The organism is Bradyrhizobium sp. URHC0002, assembly GCF_054059515.1.
The window spans coordinates 723,633-742,524 of sequence record NZ_JBSSCF010000001.1; the positions used below are offsets into that span (position 1 = coordinate 723,633).

Here is an 18,892-nt window from a genome sequence, read left to right on the forward strand (position 1 = left end):
GATGATTGGTCTAGTGCTTGTGACCCATGGGCGCCTTGCCGACGAGTTCAAGGCGGCGCTCGAACATGTCATGGGTCCGCAAAAACAAATTGAAGCCATCACGATTGGGGCCGAGGACGACTCCGATCTGTGTCGAAGCGATATCATCGAAGCGGTGAATCGCGTCGACAGTGGCGATGGTGTCGCTATTCTCACCGACATGTTCGGCGGCACACCTTCCAACCTTGCGATTTCCTGCATGAGCCGTCCAAAGGTGGAAGTGCTCGCAGGCATCAACCTTCCCATGCTGGTCAAGCTTGCCAAGGTGCGCGAAGAGCGCTCGCTTCCCGACGCCATCGCCATGGCCCAGGAAGCCGGCCGCAAATACGTCACCATCGCCAGCCGCGTGCTCGCCGGCAAATGAGCGACGAAGCCGCGCCCGAAAAGGAACTCGGGCCGAGCGTGCCTGCAGGCGCCATCTCGCGGGAACTTCTGATCATCAACAAGCGCGGACTGCATGCGCGGGCCTCGGCCAAGTTCGTCCAGATGGTCGAACGCTTCAATGCCGAGGTCTGGGTGACCCGCGGCAGCGAGACCGTCGGCGGCACCTCGATCATGGGTCTGATGATGCTGGCGGCAGGACCGGGAACCTCGGTCGTGGTTTCGGCGACCGGCCCCGAAGCCCAGGCCGCGATCGACGCCATCGCAGCCCTGGTCGCCGACAAGTTCAACGAAGAAGGCGTGTGAGTCGCTCGCGTTCGCGACCGTAGCGACCTCATGGTGAGGAGCCGCGAAGCGGCGTCTCGAACCATGTGGCCCGGCTGGTGCCATTCATCCTTCGAGACGCCGCTACGCGGCTCCTCAGGATGAGGTCTGAGACTCAAAACGGGTTCGTAACAATCCCGCCGTCGACGCGGAGCGCGGCGCCGTTGGTGGCGCTGGAGGCTTTGGAGCAGACGTAGCAGATCAGGTTGGCGACCTCTTCCGGCATGGCGTAGCGCTGCAGCAGCGATGCCGGGCGGCGTTCGGTGAAGGTGCGCTGGACGAGATCGTCGACAGTGGTTCCGGCAGCCTCGGCGCGCGCGGCCAGACGGACCGGCGCCATCTCGACCCAGGTCGGACCGGGCATCACCGAATTGACTGTCACGTTGGTGCCTTTGGTCGTCTCCGCCGCGCCGCGCGCGATGACGAGTTGCGCCGACTTCGAGAAGCCGTAATGCACCATCTCCTTCGGAATGAAGACGCCGGACTCGCTGGAGACGAACACGACGCGGCCCCAGTCCTTGTTATCCAGCATCCGCTTCAAATAATGCCGCGTCAGCCGGACCCCGCTCATGACGTTGACCTCGAACATTTTTGTCCAATCGGCGTCCTCGATGTCGAAGAAACCCTTCGGCTCGTAGATGCCGAGATTGTTGACGAGGATGTCGACGTCAGGGAACTGCTTCACCAGCGCGGCACAGCCCGCCGCATGGCCGAGATCGAACGTCGCCGCGTGCACTTTGGCCGACGGCGCGGCCTGTTGGACTTTTGCCACGGCCTCGCCAACCGCCGCCTTGTCGCGCCCGTTGACGATCACCTCCGCGCCCATTTGCGCAAGCCCGATGGCGGTCGCAAGCCCGATGCCGCGCGTCGAACCGGTGACGAGCGCTGTCTTATCCTTCAGGTCGATATCCATGCGTCACCCCCCTTTTGATTTTCTTGGTTAGCCGCTTCTATTTGACCGGCGGCACGATGAAGATGTTCCAGGCCGTCGCAGGGCCGGGCATCCCCAGAAAGTATCGCCGCGTGGTCATTACCATGCGCTCGGCATTGGCCGCATGGGTCTTCATCCACGCCTCGCATTTCTCCAGCTTCCAGTCGCCGACTTCGCAGATGCCGATGAAGCCCGATCGCTTCGCGTCGTCGAGCGAGGTCAGGCCCGACGACCATGGTTCGTCAGGGGTCAGCGGCGCTGGATGATCGGGGCTGTAGAAGGTGACGGGCTGGCCGGTATCGGTATAGGCCGCGACCACCGGCCAGCGCGAATAAAACCGCGTGTGCCAAGCTTCCGTCAGTGCGCGGGCGAGTTCGGAACGCGCCCGGTAGGTCGCACCCGCCGTGCGCTTTTCACCCATTTCATAGGCGACGATCTTTGGCGAGACCGCCAGCACGACGAGCGAAATCACCAACCAGGTCGCCGTCAGGTTCAACAACGCGACTTTCCGGACCCGCACCGCAGGGATCGCGATCAGCGCGAGCGGCACCAGGAAGAACAGCGGGATGCCCCAGTCGGTCTTGATGTAGACGTGGAATATCAAGGCGCCGAGCGGCGGCCCGATCGCCACCACCGCCTGGATGATCCAGATATTGAGCGCCTGGGACGTGTTCACGCTCGCATTGGCGCCGCGCGCCAGGGCTGGGAACGGCGTCAAGCGGAACGGCCGCCAGCCAAGCGCGATCGCGCCGAGCACCACCGGCAAGGCCAGCAGCGCGAGATTATGCAAGACATAGCCGAGTGCGAGATCTTCGATCTGCGCGCGGTCAGTGAGGGCGTAGGTACCGCCGGCATAGGTGAGCGGGACGAAGTCCACCTGCTTCAGCCACATCAGATGCGGCAGCATCGCCACCACAAGCGTGGCAATCGCGACCCACGGCGCCGGCGAGCGCAGGAATTGCAGGCGCGCAGGATGGATCAGCGCGGCAAGGCCGATGGCGCCGATCATGGTCAGCACCCAGTATTTGGTCATCAGCGCCAGCGCACCGGCGAGCCCGAGCCACACGCCGGATTTGATGCTGCGCTTCTCGAACGCGTCGAGATAGGCCAGCACGACGAGCGGCAGCGTGACAAGTTGCAGGAGATCCGGATTGTACTTGAAGCCCTTGAAGTTGAAGATCGGATAGAGCGCCAGCATCACCACGACGAAGAACGCGCGGCGGCGATCGACCACGCGCAGCGCCACCAGCCAGCAGACCACCAGCCCGCAAGCCAGCGTCGCCATCGCCAGCGCATAGGTCGCCCAGTCGGTGACCGGAAAGAGCATGAACCAGACGCCGGCGAGCCATCCCGACAGCGGCGGGTGCTTGCCATAGCCGAGCAGGAACTTCTGCCCCCAGGCGTAGGCTTCGGCGACGTCCATATGGACGTCCTGCCCGGTCTTCAGATTGACCAGAATCAGCGTCCACAGGACCGCATGAACCGCCGCAAAGCCGGTGACCAGCCACAGGCTGGCCTTGGGATCGCTGGCGAGCGAGGCCAGCCGCGCCGCCAGCCGCCGGATGGAGGGAATGCGTTTTGAGCGCGCAACAGCTGACGAAATGGAGGTACTCGACATGGCCCCGTGCGTAGCGCGTTTTGGGCTCAAGTGGAATCAGCTTGGCGTGAAGAAACCCCCTTAAAAAACAGCAATATGGTTGCCGCACGGGGATGTGAATGCTATCCCGCGCCCCATGACAACTGCCCCCATTTCCAACATCCGCAACTTCTCCATCGTCGCCCATATCGACCATGGCAAATCGACGCTGGCCGACCGCCTGATCCAGATGACGGGCGGGCTGACGGACCGCGAAATGGCGGGCAAGGAGCAGGTGCTCGATTCGATGGATATCGAGCGCGAGCGCGGTATCACCATCAAGGCGCAGACGGTGCGGCTGAACTACCGCGCCAAGGACGGCAAGGATTACATCTTCAACCTGATGGACACGCCCGGCCATGTCGACTTCGCCTACGAAGTCTCGCGGTCGCTGGCGGCCTGCGAGGGGGCGTTGCTGGTGGTCGACGCCAGCCAGGGTGTGGAAGCGCAGACGCTTGCCAACGTCTATCAGGCGCTCGACAACAATCTCGAAATCGTGCCGGTCCTCAACAAGGTCGACCTGCCCGCGGCCGAACCCGAGAAGATACGGCAGCAGATCGAGGACGTGATCGGCATCGATGCTTCCGATGCGGTGATGATCTCGGCCAAGACCGGCCTTGGCGTTCCCGACGTTCTGGAAGCCATCGTCACCCGCCTGCCGCCGCCGAAGGGCGACCGCGATGCGACGCTGAAGGCACTGCTGGTGGATAGCTGGTACGACGTCTATCTCGGCGTCGTCGTGCTCATTCGCGTGGTCGACGGCACCATGAAAAAGGGCCAGCGCATCCGCATGATGGGCACCAACGCAGCCTATGATGTCGAACGCGTCGGCTTCTTCACACCGAAGATGGAGCAGGTCGACGAGCTCGGTCCCGGCGAGATCGGATTCATCACCGCAGCGATCAAGGAAGTCGCCGACACCCGCGTCGGCGACACTATCACCGACGATCGCAAGCCGATCAGCGAGATGCTGCCAGGCTTCAAACCGGCAATCCCGGTGGTGTTCTGCGGCCTGTTCCCGGCCGACGCCAACGATTTCGAGACGCTGCGCGGAGCCATGGGCAAATTGCGCCTCAACGACGCAAGCTTCTCCTACGAGATGGAAACCTCGGCAGCCCTTGGTTTCGGCTTCCGCTGCGGCTTCCTCGGCCTCTTGCATCTCGAAATCATCCAGGAGCGGCTGTCGCGCGAGTTCGACCTCAATCTGATCGCGACCGCGCCGAGCGTGATCTACAAGATGCACCTGACCGACGGCCAGGAGATCTCGATCCACAATCCCGTCGACATGCCTGATGTCGTCAAGATCGCCGACATCGAAGAGCCGTGGATCGAAGCCACGATCCTCACGCCCGACGAATATCTCGGCAGCGTATTAAAGCTGTGCCAGGACCGCCGCGGTTCGCAGAAGGAGCTCACTTACGTCGGCTCCCGCGCGATGGTGAAGTACGACCTGCCGCTCAACGAAGTCGTGTTCGATTTCTACGACCGGCTGAAATCGGTCTCCAAGGGCTATGCCTCGTTCGACTATCATTTGACCGACTACAAGGTGGCGGATCTCGTCAAGATGCAGATCCTCGTCAACAACGAGCCGGTCGATGCGCTGTCGATGCTGGTGCACCGGACCCGCGCGGAAGGCCGCGGCCGCGCCATGGTCGAGAAGATGAAGGAACTGATCCCGCCGCACATGTTCCAGATCCCGATCCAGGCCGCGATCGGCGGCAAGGTGATCGCCCGCGAAACCGTCCGCGCGCTGCGCAAGGACGTCACCGCGAAGTGCTACGGCGGCGACATTACGCGCAAACGAAAACTTCTGGAGAAGCAGAAGGAAGGCAAGAAGAAGATGCGGCAGTTCGGCAAGGTCGACATCCCGCAGGAAGCGTTCATTGCCGCGCTGAAGGTCGATAGCTGAGGCTAGCGCTCAAACCGCCAAAGCATGATGAGATCAGGTCCGGCCTGAGGCGTCCGCGACCGGACAACAAAAATATCGAAAACAACCCCATGCAAAGTAGCCGGCGGCCGGCGCGACGCCCTTCGTATTTTACGAAGTCATTTGACGTGTCGGGCAAATCACCGGCACGATGCCATCATCGCCTGGGCGTGTGATCGGTGGGGCCCGTTCCGAACCATCGAAACAGACGCAATCCCGCTTCGCCCCGCGAGTTGGTCTTATTCAGAGGATACCGACAACAGCTCCCAATTAAATCCCCCGACTTGCGAAACCTTGCCGGGCTCCTCAGGCCATTGCAGTATTGTCCACTTCAATGATGGAGACCACCAAAGCGTGGTGGTGCGATAGAGCTTGTTCTGCCAGTAATAATCCTTCCTGATTTTGTAGGCCCAAAACAGACCTGCCGGAACGCGAGCGAGTCCATAGGAAACGACGTAATCTATTTCGCCGTATCTGGATGGAGGAAGATCATACTTGCTGGTTCTCACGATGGAGCCGCTGCGAAGTGGCCATAGATCGCTGATCAATTGTTTTTCGGCGACATCGTAGTCGTCGAGGTGCGCACCAAGGCCGCCGAACCAGTCGTAGATTCCTTGAGCGTCCGACCTAATCCGGCAATTGAATTGATCTTGTTCGATGGCGACCATCCGGTTGGGACGATTGGTATTCCATGCCGGAACGTTATAGGTGAAAATCGTTCCAACATCTGGGCAACCAAACTTGGTAGCAGGCGCAAACGCGGCTGGAATAGGAATAAAGAACGCGCCCTGATCGATGCAACGCGCCCCCGTCGCGATCAAGCCCGCGGAAATTAGAAAGAGCAATCCTAGCGCTTTCATTTTGACATCAATTCAAGGCTGCGACCAACTTTTTGCTGGAGCAGCCAAGTAGCTATCAAGGCATTCGTAAAGGCATTGACAATTTCTAAGTGAAAAGTTGGTCCACGTATCCATTTTCGTTCATCAGCCGCGCAGCGATGCTGCGAATGTCCGCCCTTTGCCCATCGCGCCATATCGCTGCTAAGCAGCAACCACGTCGCTTTGGTAGCAAAGCAGACATCAACTTCGGCACCCACTAGGATGCGGCAGTTCGGCAAGGTCGACATCCCGCAGGAAGCGTTCATTGCCGCGCTGAAGGTGGATAGCTGAGGCGGATTGAAACGGGCGGGAGGCTTAAGTGAACGTCGCGGTCTCCTCCGCTACCATCCGCTCCAGCGCGACCTTCGAAGCCCGCTGGTCGCTGACCAGCTTCTTCGCCATAGCGAGCCGGGTGATCGTCCGCACCACCGCGGTCGCCACGAGATTGGGGCCTTCGGGCTTCGCGCAGCGCAACGACAGATGTGTGCCGCCGTTTTTGAGCGGCGTGAGTTCCGCCATCTGCCTCACAACAGCGCCCATCGGAAGCCGGATATGCCAGGTGACGTAGTCGAACGGCCGCCAGTCGACGATATCGTGCACCGTCGATTCCTTGCCATGGGCGCAATGCTGCGTGGCCCCCAGCCCGATCCGCCCCCCGGCAAGTCCGGTCATCGTCATGCCGTCGATGCCGTGCTGCCAGCGGATCTTTTTCTCGATGTCGGTGACATAGGCCCAGGCAATCGCCGGCGGCACCGGCAGGTCACATTCCATCGATTCGAAAGCCAGGGGCTCGTCGTGCTGCACCACAACGCGGCGCGTCGCGCGCCATAGCGCAAAGATTGGGGCCAGATCGTAAACGTAACAAACCGTCTCGCCGAACTCGTCAAGGTTCTCGACGTGACGGATCGAGCCTGCGAAGAAATCCGGCAGGCCGATTGCGTCTGCCGCCTGCTCCGTCACCAGCGCGTAGGCCTTGATACCGGTCGCCGCCGTCACTGAATTCTTCATCAGTCGGTGCAGGCGGATCACCTCCGCTCCCTGCAATTCGGTGCGTCCCGCCATCTCCTGCGTGGCATAGGTGCCGTGATGCAGGAAGAACTTCAGGTCGAGCAGGTTCATGTTGCGGCACGCGTTGCAGGTGCACGTCGTATTCAGGCGCATGGCGCCGAGCGTATTGGCAAAACTGCAATAGATGCGCTCGATCGCATCGAGCGGAAATTGGCGCTGCGGCAGATTGGCGTCGGGCAAATAGGTCAGCGCCGCGTCGCCCTGCAGGTTGGACAGGATGATTGGCGCCTTGATCTCGGCAAAAATGCTCTTGAACAGCGCATCGAGAATTCCTTGCGCATGCTCGAGCTCCGAGCGCGTGAGAAACATGGTGTAGCCGGTAATATCGGCAATGAGCAGAAAGCCCTGTTGCGCCATGGCGTGTACTCCCGGGGGATTACGACGCGAAATACGGCCAATTTAGCCGAAAGTTGCGGTCCCCGCGCCGGAGAATGAGAGGTATTCCCCTCCCCGCCTTGCTCCGCGAGGGTCGATGAGCCACCATCCTCCTGCTCAAATCACAACTACAAAAAGAGCGGGGAAGCGCATGAGCAAGACCTCCGGTTTTTCCTACGGCTGGGTCGTGGTCGGCGTGGGCGCGCTGATGACCTGCGTCGCGTTCGGGTCGATGCTGTCGCTGGCGGTGTTCCTGCAGCCGATTTCACAAGACATGGGCTGGTCGCGCAGCGGCGTCTCGGCGGCGGCCACGATCGACTTTCTCGCGATGGGACTGGCGGCATTTTTCTGGGGTGCGCTGTCCGACCGGTTCGGCACCCGCATCGTCGTATTATCAGGCACGCTGCTGCTCGGCGCCGGGTTGATCGGGGCGAGCCAGGCCACCAGCCTGTGGCAGTTCCAGTTGACGTTCGGCATCTTGATTGGCGTTGCGGCCGGCAGTTTCTATGCGCCGATGGTGGCCGCGGCGAGCGCCTGGATCGAACACCATCGCAGCCTTGCGGTTGCGCTGGTATCGGCCGGCATGGGGGTGTCACCGCTGACGGTTGCCCCGTTCGCGAGCTGGCTGATCACGACCTATGACTGGCGCACGGCGATGCTGGTGATCGGCATTGTCGCATTAGCGCTTTTAATACCGGCCTCGTTTCTGGTGCGACAGCCGCCAGAGCCGTCGACACCTGCTGCCGCAAATGGAACCAGCGCACCTGAAGTGCAGTGGACCGTCGCACAGGCGCTCAGAACCCCGCAATTCATCACGCTGGCGCTGGCGCATTTCGCCTGCTGCGCCGCGCATTCCGGGCCGATCTTCCACATGGTGAGCTACGCCATGATCTGCGGCATCGCGCCTTTGACCGCGGTCACCGTCTACAGCCTCGCCGGATTCTCCGGGCTCGGCGGCCGGCTGCTGCTGGGCGTCCTGGCCGATCGCTTCGGCGCCAAGCATGTTCTGGTCGGCGGCCTGTTCGTGCAGGCCATGTCGGTCGCGACCTATCTCGCGGTCGGCCAGCTCGGCGAGTTCTATGCGCTGTCGGTGATCTTCGGCCTTGCCTATGGCGGCGTGATGCCGCTCTACGCGGTGCTGGTGCGCGAATATTTCGGCGTGCGCATCATGGGCAGCATGTTCGGCGCCGTCTCCGCCTTCGCCAGCCTCGGCATGGCGCTCGGCCCGCTCGCCGGCGGATGGGTGTTCGACACCTTCCACGCCTATAGCTGGCTCTACGTCGGGTCCTTCGCCATCGGCTTGGCGGCCGTCGCCGTGGCGCTGAGCTTCCCGTCGGCCAGACGGCCGTCGCAACCGTCGCTCGATCTGGGGCGGGCGACGGCGTGAAGCAGCAAGGCGTCCCCTCGCCGCCTTGATCGACGGCCGTGGATAGGCCACCATTCCGCTCGCGCAAAAAAACAAGAGAATGCGAGGAAGCGCATGAACAGGCATCCCGGCCTCGACCTGGTGGAGCGTGCGAAAGCGCTGGCGCCCTTGATCGTGCGCGACGCCGACGAGATCGAGCGGACGCGGCGGCTGACGCCGGCGGTGACCCAGGCGCTGATCGACAACGGGCTTTACCGCGCGCTGTTGCCGCAGAGTTTTGGCGGCATCGAGGCTTCGCTGGAAGCGTTCATGCGGATGCAGGAGGAGATCGCCAAGGCAGACGCCTCGACCGCGTGGTGCCTTGGCCAGTGCAGCGTCTGCGCCATGACCGCGGCTTATCTCGATCCCGACGCCGCCAACGAAATCTTCAACGTCGCGCCCGGCATTCTGGCCTGGGGCGCGATCAACCATGAAGTGCAGGCGGTTCCTGGCGGCTACAAGGCCAGCGCGCGCTGGGATTTCGCCTCCGGCTCGCGGCAGGCAAGCTGGCTGGGCGCCCATGTCCGCGTCGTCGAGGCCGATGGCACGCCGCGGCGCAAGCCGGATGGTTCGCCGGAGATTCGCACCATCCTGTTTCCGGTGACCAGCGCCACGATGTACGACGTCTGGGACGTGATCGGCTTGAGGGGTACCGGCACCGATTCCTATTCGGTCGATAATTTGTTCATCCCGGAGAAATTTGCAGCGCTTCGCGACGAGCCCCAGGCCCGGCGCGAAAGCGGGCCGCTGTACAAGCTCTCCACCAACATGGTGTTCGGAATGGGCTTTGCGGCAACCTCGCTCGGCGTCGCCCGCGCCACGCTCGACGCGGCGATCGACCTTGCCCGCGCCAAGACGCCCCAGGCGCAGAAGGCGATGCGCGACAACAATGCCGTGCAGGGTGTAATCGGCCGCACCGAGGCGAGCCTGCGTGCCGCGCGCGCCTATCTTTACGCGACCGCGGCCGAAGTCTGGCGCGATCTGGCGCGCGGCGAGGCCACCACCGAAGCGCATCGCATCGCCCTTCGCATCGCCACCACCTGGACCATCCATCAATCGGCCGCCGTGGTCGACACCGCCTATCACATGGCCGGCGCCACGGCGGTGTTCAACGCCAGGGGCTTCGAGCGCCGTTTTCGCGACATGCACACGATCGCGCAGCAGATCCAGGGCCGCGACGCCCATTATGAGGATGCCGGCAAGGCGATCCTGTCAGCCAATCTCGATACACCGCCGACGATGCGGTAATGAATTCTTAATCCGTAGTTCTACGGACCGGCCGGCGACCCCGGTTGTTAAACAATTCATGAAATGCCTGAGGGAGACTCTCCCTTGGAGCTTCCGTACCTTTCATGTTTAAAATTCGTTCGATCGCCGTTCGGCTGATCCTCGCCATTTCGCTGACGGTGGCCGTCGCCTGCGGCATTCTCGGAACCTTCTCGATCGTCCAGCAACGCTCGCTGACGCAGCTCGCGCTCGATCAGCAACTCAAGCTGCAATATGACAGCGTGATCGCCGCCATCGACTATGAAGGCCGCGCCGCGCTGGCGGTCAGTTCGGTGGTTGCTGCGCTGCCGCCGGTCGTCGACGCCGTCGCCAGGGATGACCGCGACGCGCTGGCAGCGCTGCTCGGCGATGCCATGAAGGCGTTGACGGCCCAGGGCATCCCACTGATCACCTTCGAAAAGCCGCCGGCCACGGTGGTCTACCGGCTCCATGCGCCGAAGGTCTTCGGTGAAGATATCTCGTCACGCCGCAGCACCGTGGTCGAGGCAAACAGGACCGGCAGGCAGATCGTCGGTGTCGAACCCGGCCGCGAGGCGCTCAGCATTTTCGGCATAACGCCGATCATGCGCGACGGAAAGAGCGTGGCGACGACCGACGTCGGCGCCGCCTTCGGCAAGGAATTCGTCGAACGCGCCAAGAAGCGCTTCGGCATCGACCTTGCGGTCTATTCGTTCGACGGCAAGGACTTCAAGAAGCTGTCCTCGACCTTCGGCGACGAAGCGGTGGCGACATCAGGCGAGTTGAAGGGCGTGTTCGACGGCCAGCCGTTGCGCCGCGACGCCACTATCGGCGGCCGGCCCGCCGCGCTCTATCTCGGACAGATCAGGAATTACGCCGGCCAGCCGGTCGGCATTCTCGAAATCATCAAGGATACGACCGAGTACGAGGCGGCAGCGGCGAGTTCGCAGCGCAACCTGATCCTCGGCACGATCGCCATCCTGGCCGGCGCGATCGTGCTGGCGTTCCTGCTCGGTCGCGGCCTGTCGCGCCCGTTGGCCGCCATCACCGCGGTGATGAACCGCCTTTCCGGTGGCGAAATCGACGTCACGATCCCCGGCAGCGAGCGCCGCGACGAACTCGGCACCATGGCGGGTGCGGTCGACGTGTTCCGCCGCAGCATGATCGAATCGCGCAGCATGCGCGAGGCGCAGGAGGCTACCAAGCATCAGACCGAACTTGAGAAGAAGGCCCTGCAGCGCCAGATGGCCGACCGCTTCGAGGCCGACGTCAAGAGCGTCGTCGCTGCGGTTGCACGGGCAACCACCGACATGCAGCGCGTGGCCGGCGAGATCGCGACCAGCGTGAACGGCACCTCGGAACGGGCCGCCGCCGCGGCGGCCGCGTCCGACGAGGCGTCCGGCAGCGTCAACGCGGTTGCCGCCGCGACCGAACAACTGGCGTCTTCGGTGGCTGAGATCGGCCGCCAGGTCACCCATTCCAGCCAGGTCGCCGAAAACGCCGTGGTCAAGGCCGGACAGACCACCGAAATGGTGAGCAGTCTGGCCTCGGCGGCGGAAAGGATCGGCGATGTGCTTCGCCTGATCGGAGCGATTGCAAGCCAGACCAATTTGCTGGCGCTGAACGCGACCATCGAGGCCGCGCGTGCCGGCGAGGCGGGCCGCGGGTTTGCGGTCGTCGCATCGGAGGTCAAGGGGCTCGCCAGCCAGACCGCAAAGGCGACCGAGGAAATCGCCGGGCAGGTAGCTGCGATCCAGTCCGCCACCGGTGACTGCGTGACGGCGATTGGCGGCATCAGCGATACCATCCGCGAAATCAGCGGCATCGCCACCACCATCGCCGCAGCCGTGGAAGAGCAGGATTCGGCAACCCGGGAAATCGCCCGCAGCGTCCAGCAGGCGGCCACCGGCACCGGCGAAGTCTCGCTCAACGTGACCGGCGCCAGCCAGTCCGCCGACCAGTCCCGCGCCCTGGCCGACAATGTGGCGACCGCGACCGAGCAGCTCAGCCAGCAAGCCGATGCGCTCTACAAGAGCGTCGACACGTTCCTGGCAGGCCTGCGCGACGCCGCGTAGGCATGGATTTGCGGTGCATGCCCGGCTTCCGCCGGGCGGGCACCTGCTCTACTCTATCCGCCGCAACGGAAATTGCGGGGAATGCGGACAGCGATGCGGAAGCCGGTCGAGAAAAGCGCCGCGAAGAAACGCACAGGCAATTCGGACTCCGCAGTGAACGCGGTTTTTAGCGCCTATCCGAATCCCGTGAAGGCAAAATTGCTGGCGCTGCGCCGGCTGATCTTCGACACCGCAAAGGCGACCAAGGGCGTCGGCGCCCTCCACGAAGCCCTGAAATGGGGGCAGCCGAGCTACCTCACGACCGAGAGCAAGAGCGGCAGCACGATCCGGATCGACCAGGTGAAGGCGGAAGCCGGCCGGTACGCGGTGTATTTCCACTGCCAGACCGATCTGGTCGAGACTTTTCGCGAGCTTTATCCGGAACTGCGTTATGGCGGCAACCGCAGCATTCTGCTCGACGCCGGCGACAAGCTGCCCGAGGCTGCGCTGCGCCACTGCATCGCGCTGGCGCTGACATATCATGCGAGGAAGCGGAAGACGGGACGGGCCGAATAACCTCCACCGTCATTGCGAAAATTGCGCCAGTCTCACGCCACCAGCGCCGCACCCGTCGGCGAGCTCCAGTTGCCCTGTGTCTTCAACAGGCCCACGATATCCGCATTGGGCCGCGCGCGGCTGAACAGAAAGCCCTGCGCCTCGTGGCATCCCTCTTTGCGCAAACAGTTTACTTCAGCCTCGGTCTCGACGCCCTCCGCCGTGATCGTGACGCCCAGGCCCTTGCCGAGGCTGATGATCGAACGCACGATCGCCTGCGCGTCGGGATTGGCGGTGAGGTCGCGCACGAAGGACTGGTCGATCTTGATCTTGTCGAACGGAAAACTGCGCAGATAGCTCAGGCTGGAATAGCCGGTGCCGAAATCGTCCATCGAGATGCGCACACCGAGCGCGCGCAGCGCATGCAGCGTCGCCAGCACCTCGCTGCTCTTTTCCAGAAGCAGCGTCTCCGTGATCTCGAGTTCCAGGCGCTTCGCCGGCAGGCCGGACTGCTTCAGCGTATCCGTCACCAGCGACAGCAGATTGCCAAGGCGGAACTGCAGCGGTGAAAGATTGACCGCGACGTGGACGTCGTCGGGCCATTGCGCCGCATCCGTGCAGGCGCGGCGCAGCATCAAGCCGCCGACGGCGTTGATCAGTCCGGTCTCCTCCGCCACGGGGATGAATTCGGCCGGCGAGATCATGCCGCGCTCGGGATGCGGCCAGCGCACCAGCGCTTCGAAGCCGGTGATGCGCCCGTTCGAAAGATCGACCAGCGGCTGGTAATAGGGCCGTAGCGCATCGCCCTGGACGGCCTCGCGCAACTCGGTTTCGATCTTGCGGCGGGTCTGCGCCCGCGCATCCATTCCGGCCTCGAAGAACGAGAACGTGCCTCGCGAATCGTTCTTGGCGCGCGACAATGCGAGGTCGGCGTTCTTCAACAGCTTTTCGGATTCATCGCCGTCGCCGGGCGACATCGCAATGCCGATGCTGGCGCCGATCACGACGGAATGCCCGTCCAGAAGGAAGGGATCGCCGATGGCGTCCTGCAGGCGCCGCGCCAGGAACGCCGCATCCTCAGGCCGCGTCACCCCGCTCTGGACGATGGCGAATTCGTCGGAGTTGAGCCGGGCCAGCGCATCGTCCTCGCGCAGCATCGATCGCAGTCGCTTGCCGACGCCGCGCAGCAGCTTGTCGCCAATGCCATGGCCGAGCGTATCGTTGACCGCCTTGAAATGGTCGAGGCCGAGCACGAGCACCGCCACCTGCTCGGCGTTGCGGCGTGTGCGCAGCAGGATGTCGTCCATCTGCTGGCGCAGCAAATTGCGGTTCGGCAGCCCGGTCAGGCCGTCATGCTGGGCCATGAAAGTCAGCCGCGCCTCGGCGCGCTTGCGTTCGGTGGTGTCCATCAGCGCCAGCAGGATCGCAGGCCGATCGCCGTAGACGAGCTGGCGCGAATAGATCGCCAGATCGATCAGCGTACCGTCGGCCCGGACATGCTTCCAGGTGCGCGCCGCGCGCTCGTCGCCGGTCCACGGCAGTTCGGCGTCGAAGGCCTGCAGGGCGCGGATCGTCAGCTTCTCGAATTCGCTGCGGCTGTAACCATAGTGCTGGACCGCAGCGTCGTTGACGGCGAGAATTTTTTCGTCACCCAGCGCGCAGACGATCATCGGAACCGGATTGCTGTCGAACAGCAGCCGGAACGAGGCCTCCCGTTGTTTCAACTCGGTGATATCGACGCGCAGGCCGATGATGCCGCCATCCTCGGTCAGGCGTTCATCGACCAGGATGACGCGGCCGTCGGCCAGCGTCTGCTCATGCCGCTCGCCGGGCTGGTACAGCTTCTCGAGCCGCGCGGCGATCCATTCTTCCTCGCGCCCGATGGCCTCCGGATAATCGCCGCGGGCAACGCCGACGCGGATGGTATCCTCCAGCCGTGCGCCCGGCTTGAACAGGTCCGAACTGCGGCGGTACATCTCCGCATATTTCTTGTTCCAGAGAATGTAACGGCCTTCGGCATCGAGAAACACGACGCCCTGCGGCAGGATGTCGATCGCCTCCCGCAAGCGCTCGTGAGATTTGCGCGCCTCAGCAAGGGCGGCGTCGACCTCGGCGTGCTTGCGCGCGATCTCGCCGACTGCATGCCGGCGGCTGGTAGGCAGCTTCACCTCGGGCTTTGCCGGCCGGCCGGGAAAGCGGACCATCGCCGCCTGCTTCGGTTTCCTGGTCGTTCTTGGCTTCTTCTTCGGCATTGCTACGCCCTGCTCGCACTATGCGTGCAAAGTTTTCGGATAAGTTGTCTGAAAAAATAGTATCTCTTGTCGATGAAACTCGCCTCGTGCGTGATCGTACGCCACCTGAGAAGAGCGGATACCGCACGCGTTGCGTGTACCGTCGATCGGCCGGATCGGTGGAGAGTCGCAAATTCACTTGGCAAAATCGCCGCATCTGTGCCGCATGTACAAGGAATGCGCGAATTTTGGGGCGCGCACATGAACACAGGCCAACGGTCGGCAGGGTTACCGCCCGGTTAACGACGGTGGTGATATAACACTCGTTCAACTCAAGGCAGCTGCCGCGGCTTGCGCTTCCGGCACGACATCGTGATCGTAAAGCCGTCTGCGGAATGCCGCATGCGCTGCGATCTCGGCATCGCGAACGCCGAGATCGGCGTAGGACGAATCGTAGCGCATGCCGTTCTCGCGCGCGCCGCGCTGGACCGCCGCCACCCGCTCGCGCCGCAGCCGCTCATACGCCAGCAGCGCCGCCGGCACACTGGCGCGCCCGGTACGCGCCAGAATTGTCGCCAGCGCCATGCCGTCCTCGATCGACTGGTTGGCGCCCTGCCCGAGATGCGGCAGCATCGGGTGAGCGGCATCGCCGAGCAGCGTCAAGCGGCCGCGCGTCCAGGCCGGCAGCGGCTCGCGGTCGTACAACGCCCAGCGGAACGTCTTTTCAACCTGGCTCAGCAGTGTCCCGATGCGCGGATCCCAGCCTTCGAACTCGCGGCGCAGCACGTCGGGATCTCCCGGCGCCGACCATGATTCCTTCATTTCCGCATCGGCCGGCACGAAGCCGACATAGTTGATCAGTTCGCCCGATCGTAGCGGAAAGCTGAGGAAATGTTTTCCCTTGCCGAGCCACATCTGCCAGCAATCGGTCGGCCAATGTGGAATGCGCCGATGCGGCAGCACGCCGCGATAGGCAACGGACCCGTGGAAGATCGGCCGCGACGGCGGCGCGGCATAGTGCCGGAGCTCCGAGTGGATGCCATCCGCCGCGATGACGACGTCGCCTTCGGCCACCGCGCCGTTGGCGAATGACACACGCGCGAGCTCGCCGGCCTGCTCAAAGCCCGTGCCGCGATGCCCCGTGCGCACCACACCTGATGGCAATGCGCTCGCCAGCATCTCGACGAGGTCGGCGCGATGCATGCCGAAGGTGGCGTTCCAGCCTGCGGAGTCCGTCACCTGGACCGGAGCGATTGGCACGCCGTCGTGGCGAAAATAGTGAGAACCGTGACCGACCCTGGCACCCCATCGGTCGACCTGATGTCCGAGGCCTACCCGCTGCAATTGCCGCACGCTGTTCGGCGTCAGGAATACCCCCGCTCCGACTTCTCCGAGCGCAGGTGCCTGCTCATAAACGGAAACATCGAAGCCACAGGCGATCAGCGCGTTCGCGGCGAACAGCCCGCCAATTCCGCCTCCAATGATCACGACAGTGAGCTGCGGCTGCGTCATCGTCCCACGCAAAAATTGCTTCGGAAGCTTGCGCGTTCAAGCTATCCTTCCTTGCTGCGAACACCAAGCGCCGCCAGCCTGGACTGGACGGAGTACACGGCAGCGGGAGGAGTTTGAATGCCCGGCTCTGCGCCAGCTCTGCTTCCCGTCCGCCGTAAATTGGCCGTCCTGACGCTGCTCCTGGCCTTCGCCGCGCATGGTCACACCCCGGCGCTGGCCGGTGACTACCCGGACCGCCCCGTCAAAATCGTCGTTCCATTTCCGGCCGGAGGAACGGCCGACGCGATTCCGCGGATTGTCGGCGACTGGCTGTCACGCAAATGGAGCCAGCCGGTCGTCATCGAGAACCGCACCGGCGCTGCCGGAAACATCGGCGCCGAGCAGGTCTACCATTCGGCGCCCGACGGCTACACCCTGCTCTCGTCAGCGCCGCCGCCGCTTGTGATCAATCACAACCTGTACCCCAAGCTCGGCTTCGATCCGACGAAGTTCGAGCCTGTCATCGTCATGGCCCATGTGCCGAATGCGCTGATCGTCAATCCTGATAACATCAAGGCATCGAGCGTGCCCGAGCTGATCGAATTCCTGAAGGGCAATTCCGACAGAACCATTTGCGCCACGCAAGGCAACGGCACGACCTCGCATTTGACCTCGGAGCTGTTTCAACTGATGGCAAAGGTGAAGCTGCGGCACATTCCGTATCGCGGCTCGGCACCGGCGCTGCAGGGCCTCGTCGCCGGCGACGTCGACGTCATGTTCGACAATCTCGGCGTCTCGCTGGCGCTGGTTCAGGCCGGCAAGCTGAAACTGCTCGCGGTCGCCTCGTCCGATCGTCTGCCGGCGCTGCCGAACGTACCGACGATGGCCGAAACGCTGCCGGGTTTCGAAGCCGCCGCCTGGTACGGCATCGTGGCGCCGCCCAAAACGCCGAAAAGCATCATCGACAAGATCAATGCCGATGTGAACGAGGCATTGCGTCAGCCCGAGGTGCAGGACCAGCTCAAGAAGCTATCCGCCGGGATTTTCGGCGGCCCGGTCGACAAAACGTCCAAATACATGCGCGAGGAAGTCGACCGGTGGGCCGCGGTGATCAAGTCGGCCAATATCGAGCTGCAGTAGCCGCGATCTCGATGCGAGTGTTGCGCGGCTGTTGCCGCGGGATCAGGCGATGGTGTTCGCAGTGCTGGTCCCCTTGCCGCCGATTTCATGCTACGTTTGCGCGAACAGAGTGATCCGATGACACCCCGCCTGATTCTGATTCCGATGATCACCTTAATGGCCGCCGTCAACGCCGCGGGCGCTTGGGCGCAGGACAAGGGCACGGTCAATCCAAAGCCGCTGCCGCCGCTCGCCAATCCCAACGATCCCAAGGTCGCGGCCAAGGAGCTGTTCGGCCGCAAGGTACTGCCGGCGGCGATGCCGACGCGCGTGCACGGCTTCTACGCCCATGGCTGCATCGCGGGTGCGGAAGGGCTCCCGATCAACGGCGACAATTGGCAGGTGATGCGGCTGTCGCGCAATCGTTACTGGGGACATCCCGACCTGGTCGCGCTGGTCAAGCGGCTCGCTGCCAAAGCACGCAAGGATGCTGGCTGGCCGGGCATCCTGGTCGGCGACATGTCCCAGCCGCGCGGCGGGCCGATGTTCACCGGACACGCCAGCCATCAAGTGGGGCTCGACGCCGACATCTGGCTGACCCCGATGCCGAACCGGCAACTATCGCGCAACGAGCGCGAGGAGACGTCGGCCGTGATGATGGTGCGCACCGACCGGCTCGACATCGATCCGCACGCCTGGACGCCGACGCATCTCGCCGTCATCCGCGCCGCCGCGCTGGAGCCCACCGTGCAGCGCATCTTCGTCAATGCCGCGATCAAGAAGGCACTGTGCCGTGAGGCCAAAGGCGACCGCTACTGGCTCCACAAGGTGCGGCCGATGTACGGCCACGACTATCACTTCCACATCCGCATCAAATGCCCGCCCGGCGCCGGCGAGTGCGAGAGCCAGCCCGAACCGAACGAAGGCGAAGGCTGCAGCACCGGCGATCTCGCCTACTGGTTCAGCGATGCGGTCCTGCATCCGAAGCCGCCCGCGGTACCGCCGAAGCCGAAGCCGCCGATGACGATGGCGGGGCTGCCGCCGGCCTGCAAGGCGGTGCTGAACGCACCGGATACGAAACAATAGCGTCCTACCGCTGGGGCTTTCCTCGCTCCGACGAAATGCGCTAACATGCGGTACCGCAGCGCCGTAAGCGCGCGGCACAACACGGACGATGGTCCAAAATTCCCATTGAATACAGAAGCCAGCAGCGCACGGCAGACCCGTGTGCGC

The 18,892-nt window shown here is 63.4% G+C and carries 16 protein-coding genes; 9 read left to right on the forward strand and 7 right to left on the reverse strand.

The genetic code is table 11. The features are described from left to right. The first annotated feature begins 1 nt into the window (after position 1). Both ACVWVY_RS03535 and ACVWVY_RS03540 read left to right on the forward strand, forming a co-directional pair. Complete coding sequence (locus tag ACVWVY_RS03535; protein WP_024339151.1) at positions 2-403, forward strand: PTS sugar transporter subunit IIA; 402 nt, start codon at positions 2-4, stop codon at positions 401-403. Continuing rightward, on the forward strand, positions 400-726 hold the full coding sequence (locus ACVWVY_RS03540; protein WP_456625076.1) for an HPr family phosphocarrier protein: 327 nt from the start codon (positions 400-402) through the stop codon (positions 724-726). Before ACVWVY_RS03535 ends, ACVWVY_RS03540 begins: the two co-directional genes overlap by 4 nt. Positions 727-859: 133 nt before the next feature. On the opposite strand, the gene ACVWVY_RS03545 is transcribed toward ACVWVY_RS03540, so the two are convergent. Both ACVWVY_RS03545 and ACVWVY_RS03550 read right to left on the reverse strand, forming a co-directional pair. Beyond that, the gene (locus tag ACVWVY_RS03545; RefSeq protein ID WP_456625077.1) at positions 860-1,657 is read right to left on the reverse strand and encodes an SDR family NAD(P)-dependent oxidoreductase; all 798 of its coding nucleotides are present in this window, start codon (positions 1,655-1,657) and stop codon (positions 860-862) included. Positions 1,658-1,694: 37 nt separating this feature from the next. Continuing rightward, complete coding sequence (locus ACVWVY_RS03550) at positions 1,695-3,293, reverse strand: glycosyltransferase family 39 protein (RefSeq protein WP_456625078.1); 1,599 nt, start codon at positions 3,291-3,293, stop codon at positions 1,695-1,697. A 115-nt stretch (positions 3,294-3,408) separates the two neighbouring features. Here ACVWVY_RS03550 and lepA point away from each other — a divergent pair, with 115 nt between their 5' ends. Beyond that, entirely contained in the window at positions 3,409-5,220 is a 1,812-nt protein-coding gene (lepA, locus tag ACVWVY_RS03555; protein WP_456625079.1) for a translation elongation factor 4, read from the forward strand. Between the two features lie 257 nt (positions 5,221-5,477). On the opposite strand, the gene ACVWVY_RS03560 is transcribed toward lepA, so the two are convergent. From ACVWVY_RS03560 to ACVWVY_RS03570, 3 genes are all read right to left on the reverse strand, one after another. Further along, positions 5,478-6,098, reverse strand: coding sequence for a hypothetical protein (locus ACVWVY_RS03560; RefSeq protein ID WP_456625080.1), 621 nt, complete (start codon positions 6,096-6,098; stop codon positions 5,478-5,480). Then, a complete protein-coding gene (locus ACVWVY_RS03565) occupies positions 6,095-6,355 on the reverse strand; it encodes a hypothetical protein (RefSeq protein ID WP_456632485.1) in 261 nt (86 codons plus the stop codon). Before ACVWVY_RS03565 ends, ACVWVY_RS03560 begins: the two co-directional genes overlap by 4 nt. Before the next feature lie 76 nt (positions 6,356-6,431). After that, positions 6,432-7,541 carry a DUF2652 domain-containing protein gene (locus ACVWVY_RS03570; protein ID WP_456625081.1) on the reverse strand — a complete coding sequence of 370 codons (1,110 nt, stop codon included), beginning with the start codon at positions 7,539-7,541 and terminating at the stop codon, positions 6,432-6,434. Positions 7,542-7,710: 169 nt separating this feature from the next. On the opposite strand from ACVWVY_RS03570, the gene ACVWVY_RS03575 reads away from it, so the two are divergent. From ACVWVY_RS03575 to ACVWVY_RS03590, 4 genes are all read left to right on the forward strand, one after another. Then, on the forward strand, positions 7,711-8,946 hold the full coding sequence (locus ACVWVY_RS03575; protein ID WP_456625082.1) for an MFS transporter: 1,236 nt from the start codon (positions 7,711-7,713) through the stop codon (positions 8,944-8,946). A gap of 93 nt (positions 8,947-9,039) precedes the next feature. Beyond that, positions 9,040-10,212, forward strand: coding sequence for an acyl-CoA dehydrogenase family protein (locus ACVWVY_RS03580; RefSeq protein ID WP_456625083.1), 1,173 nt, complete (start codon positions 9,040-9,042; stop codon positions 10,210-10,212). 104 nt (positions 10,213-10,316) lie between these two features. After that, entirely contained in the window at positions 10,317-12,284 is a 1,968-nt protein-coding gene (locus ACVWVY_RS03585) for a methyl-accepting chemotaxis protein (RefSeq protein WP_456625084.1), read from the forward strand. A gap of 153 nt (positions 12,285-12,437) precedes the next feature. Beyond that, positions 12,438-12,839: a DUF1801 domain-containing protein gene (locus tag ACVWVY_RS03590; protein WP_456625085.1), complete on the forward strand. Its 402-nt coding sequence runs from the start codon at positions 12,438-12,440 to the stop codon at positions 12,837-12,839. A 32-nt stretch (positions 12,840-12,871) separates the two neighbouring features. Here the strand turns inward: ACVWVY_RS03590 and ACVWVY_RS03595 are convergent, their stop codons facing one another. Beyond that, positions 12,872-15,070 (reverse strand): putative bifunctional diguanylate cyclase/phosphodiesterase, encoded by a 2,199-nt coding sequence (locus ACVWVY_RS03595; RefSeq protein ID WP_456625086.1) that lies wholly within the window; start codon positions 15,068-15,070, stop codon positions 12,872-12,874. 306 nt (positions 15,071-15,376) lie between these two features. After that, entirely contained in the window at positions 15,377-16,561 is a 1,185-nt protein-coding gene (locus ACVWVY_RS03600) for an FAD-dependent monooxygenase (RefSeq protein ID WP_456625087.1), read from the reverse strand. A 117-nt stretch (positions 16,562-16,678) separates the two neighbouring features. Between ACVWVY_RS03600 and ACVWVY_RS03605 the strand changes: the two genes are divergently transcribed. Next, the gene (locus ACVWVY_RS03605; protein WP_456625088.1) at positions 16,679-17,680 is read left to right on the forward strand and encodes a Bug family tripartite tricarboxylate transporter substrate binding protein; all 1,002 of its coding nucleotides are present in this window, start codon (positions 16,679-16,681) and stop codon (positions 17,678-17,680) included. 117 nt (positions 17,681-17,797) lie between these two features. Continuing rightward, a complete protein-coding gene (gene mepA, locus ACVWVY_RS03610) occupies positions 17,798-18,745 on the forward strand; it encodes a penicillin-insensitive murein endopeptidase (protein ID WP_456625089.1) in 948 nt (315 codons plus the stop codon). Positions 18,746-18,892: the final 147 nt, after the last annotated feature.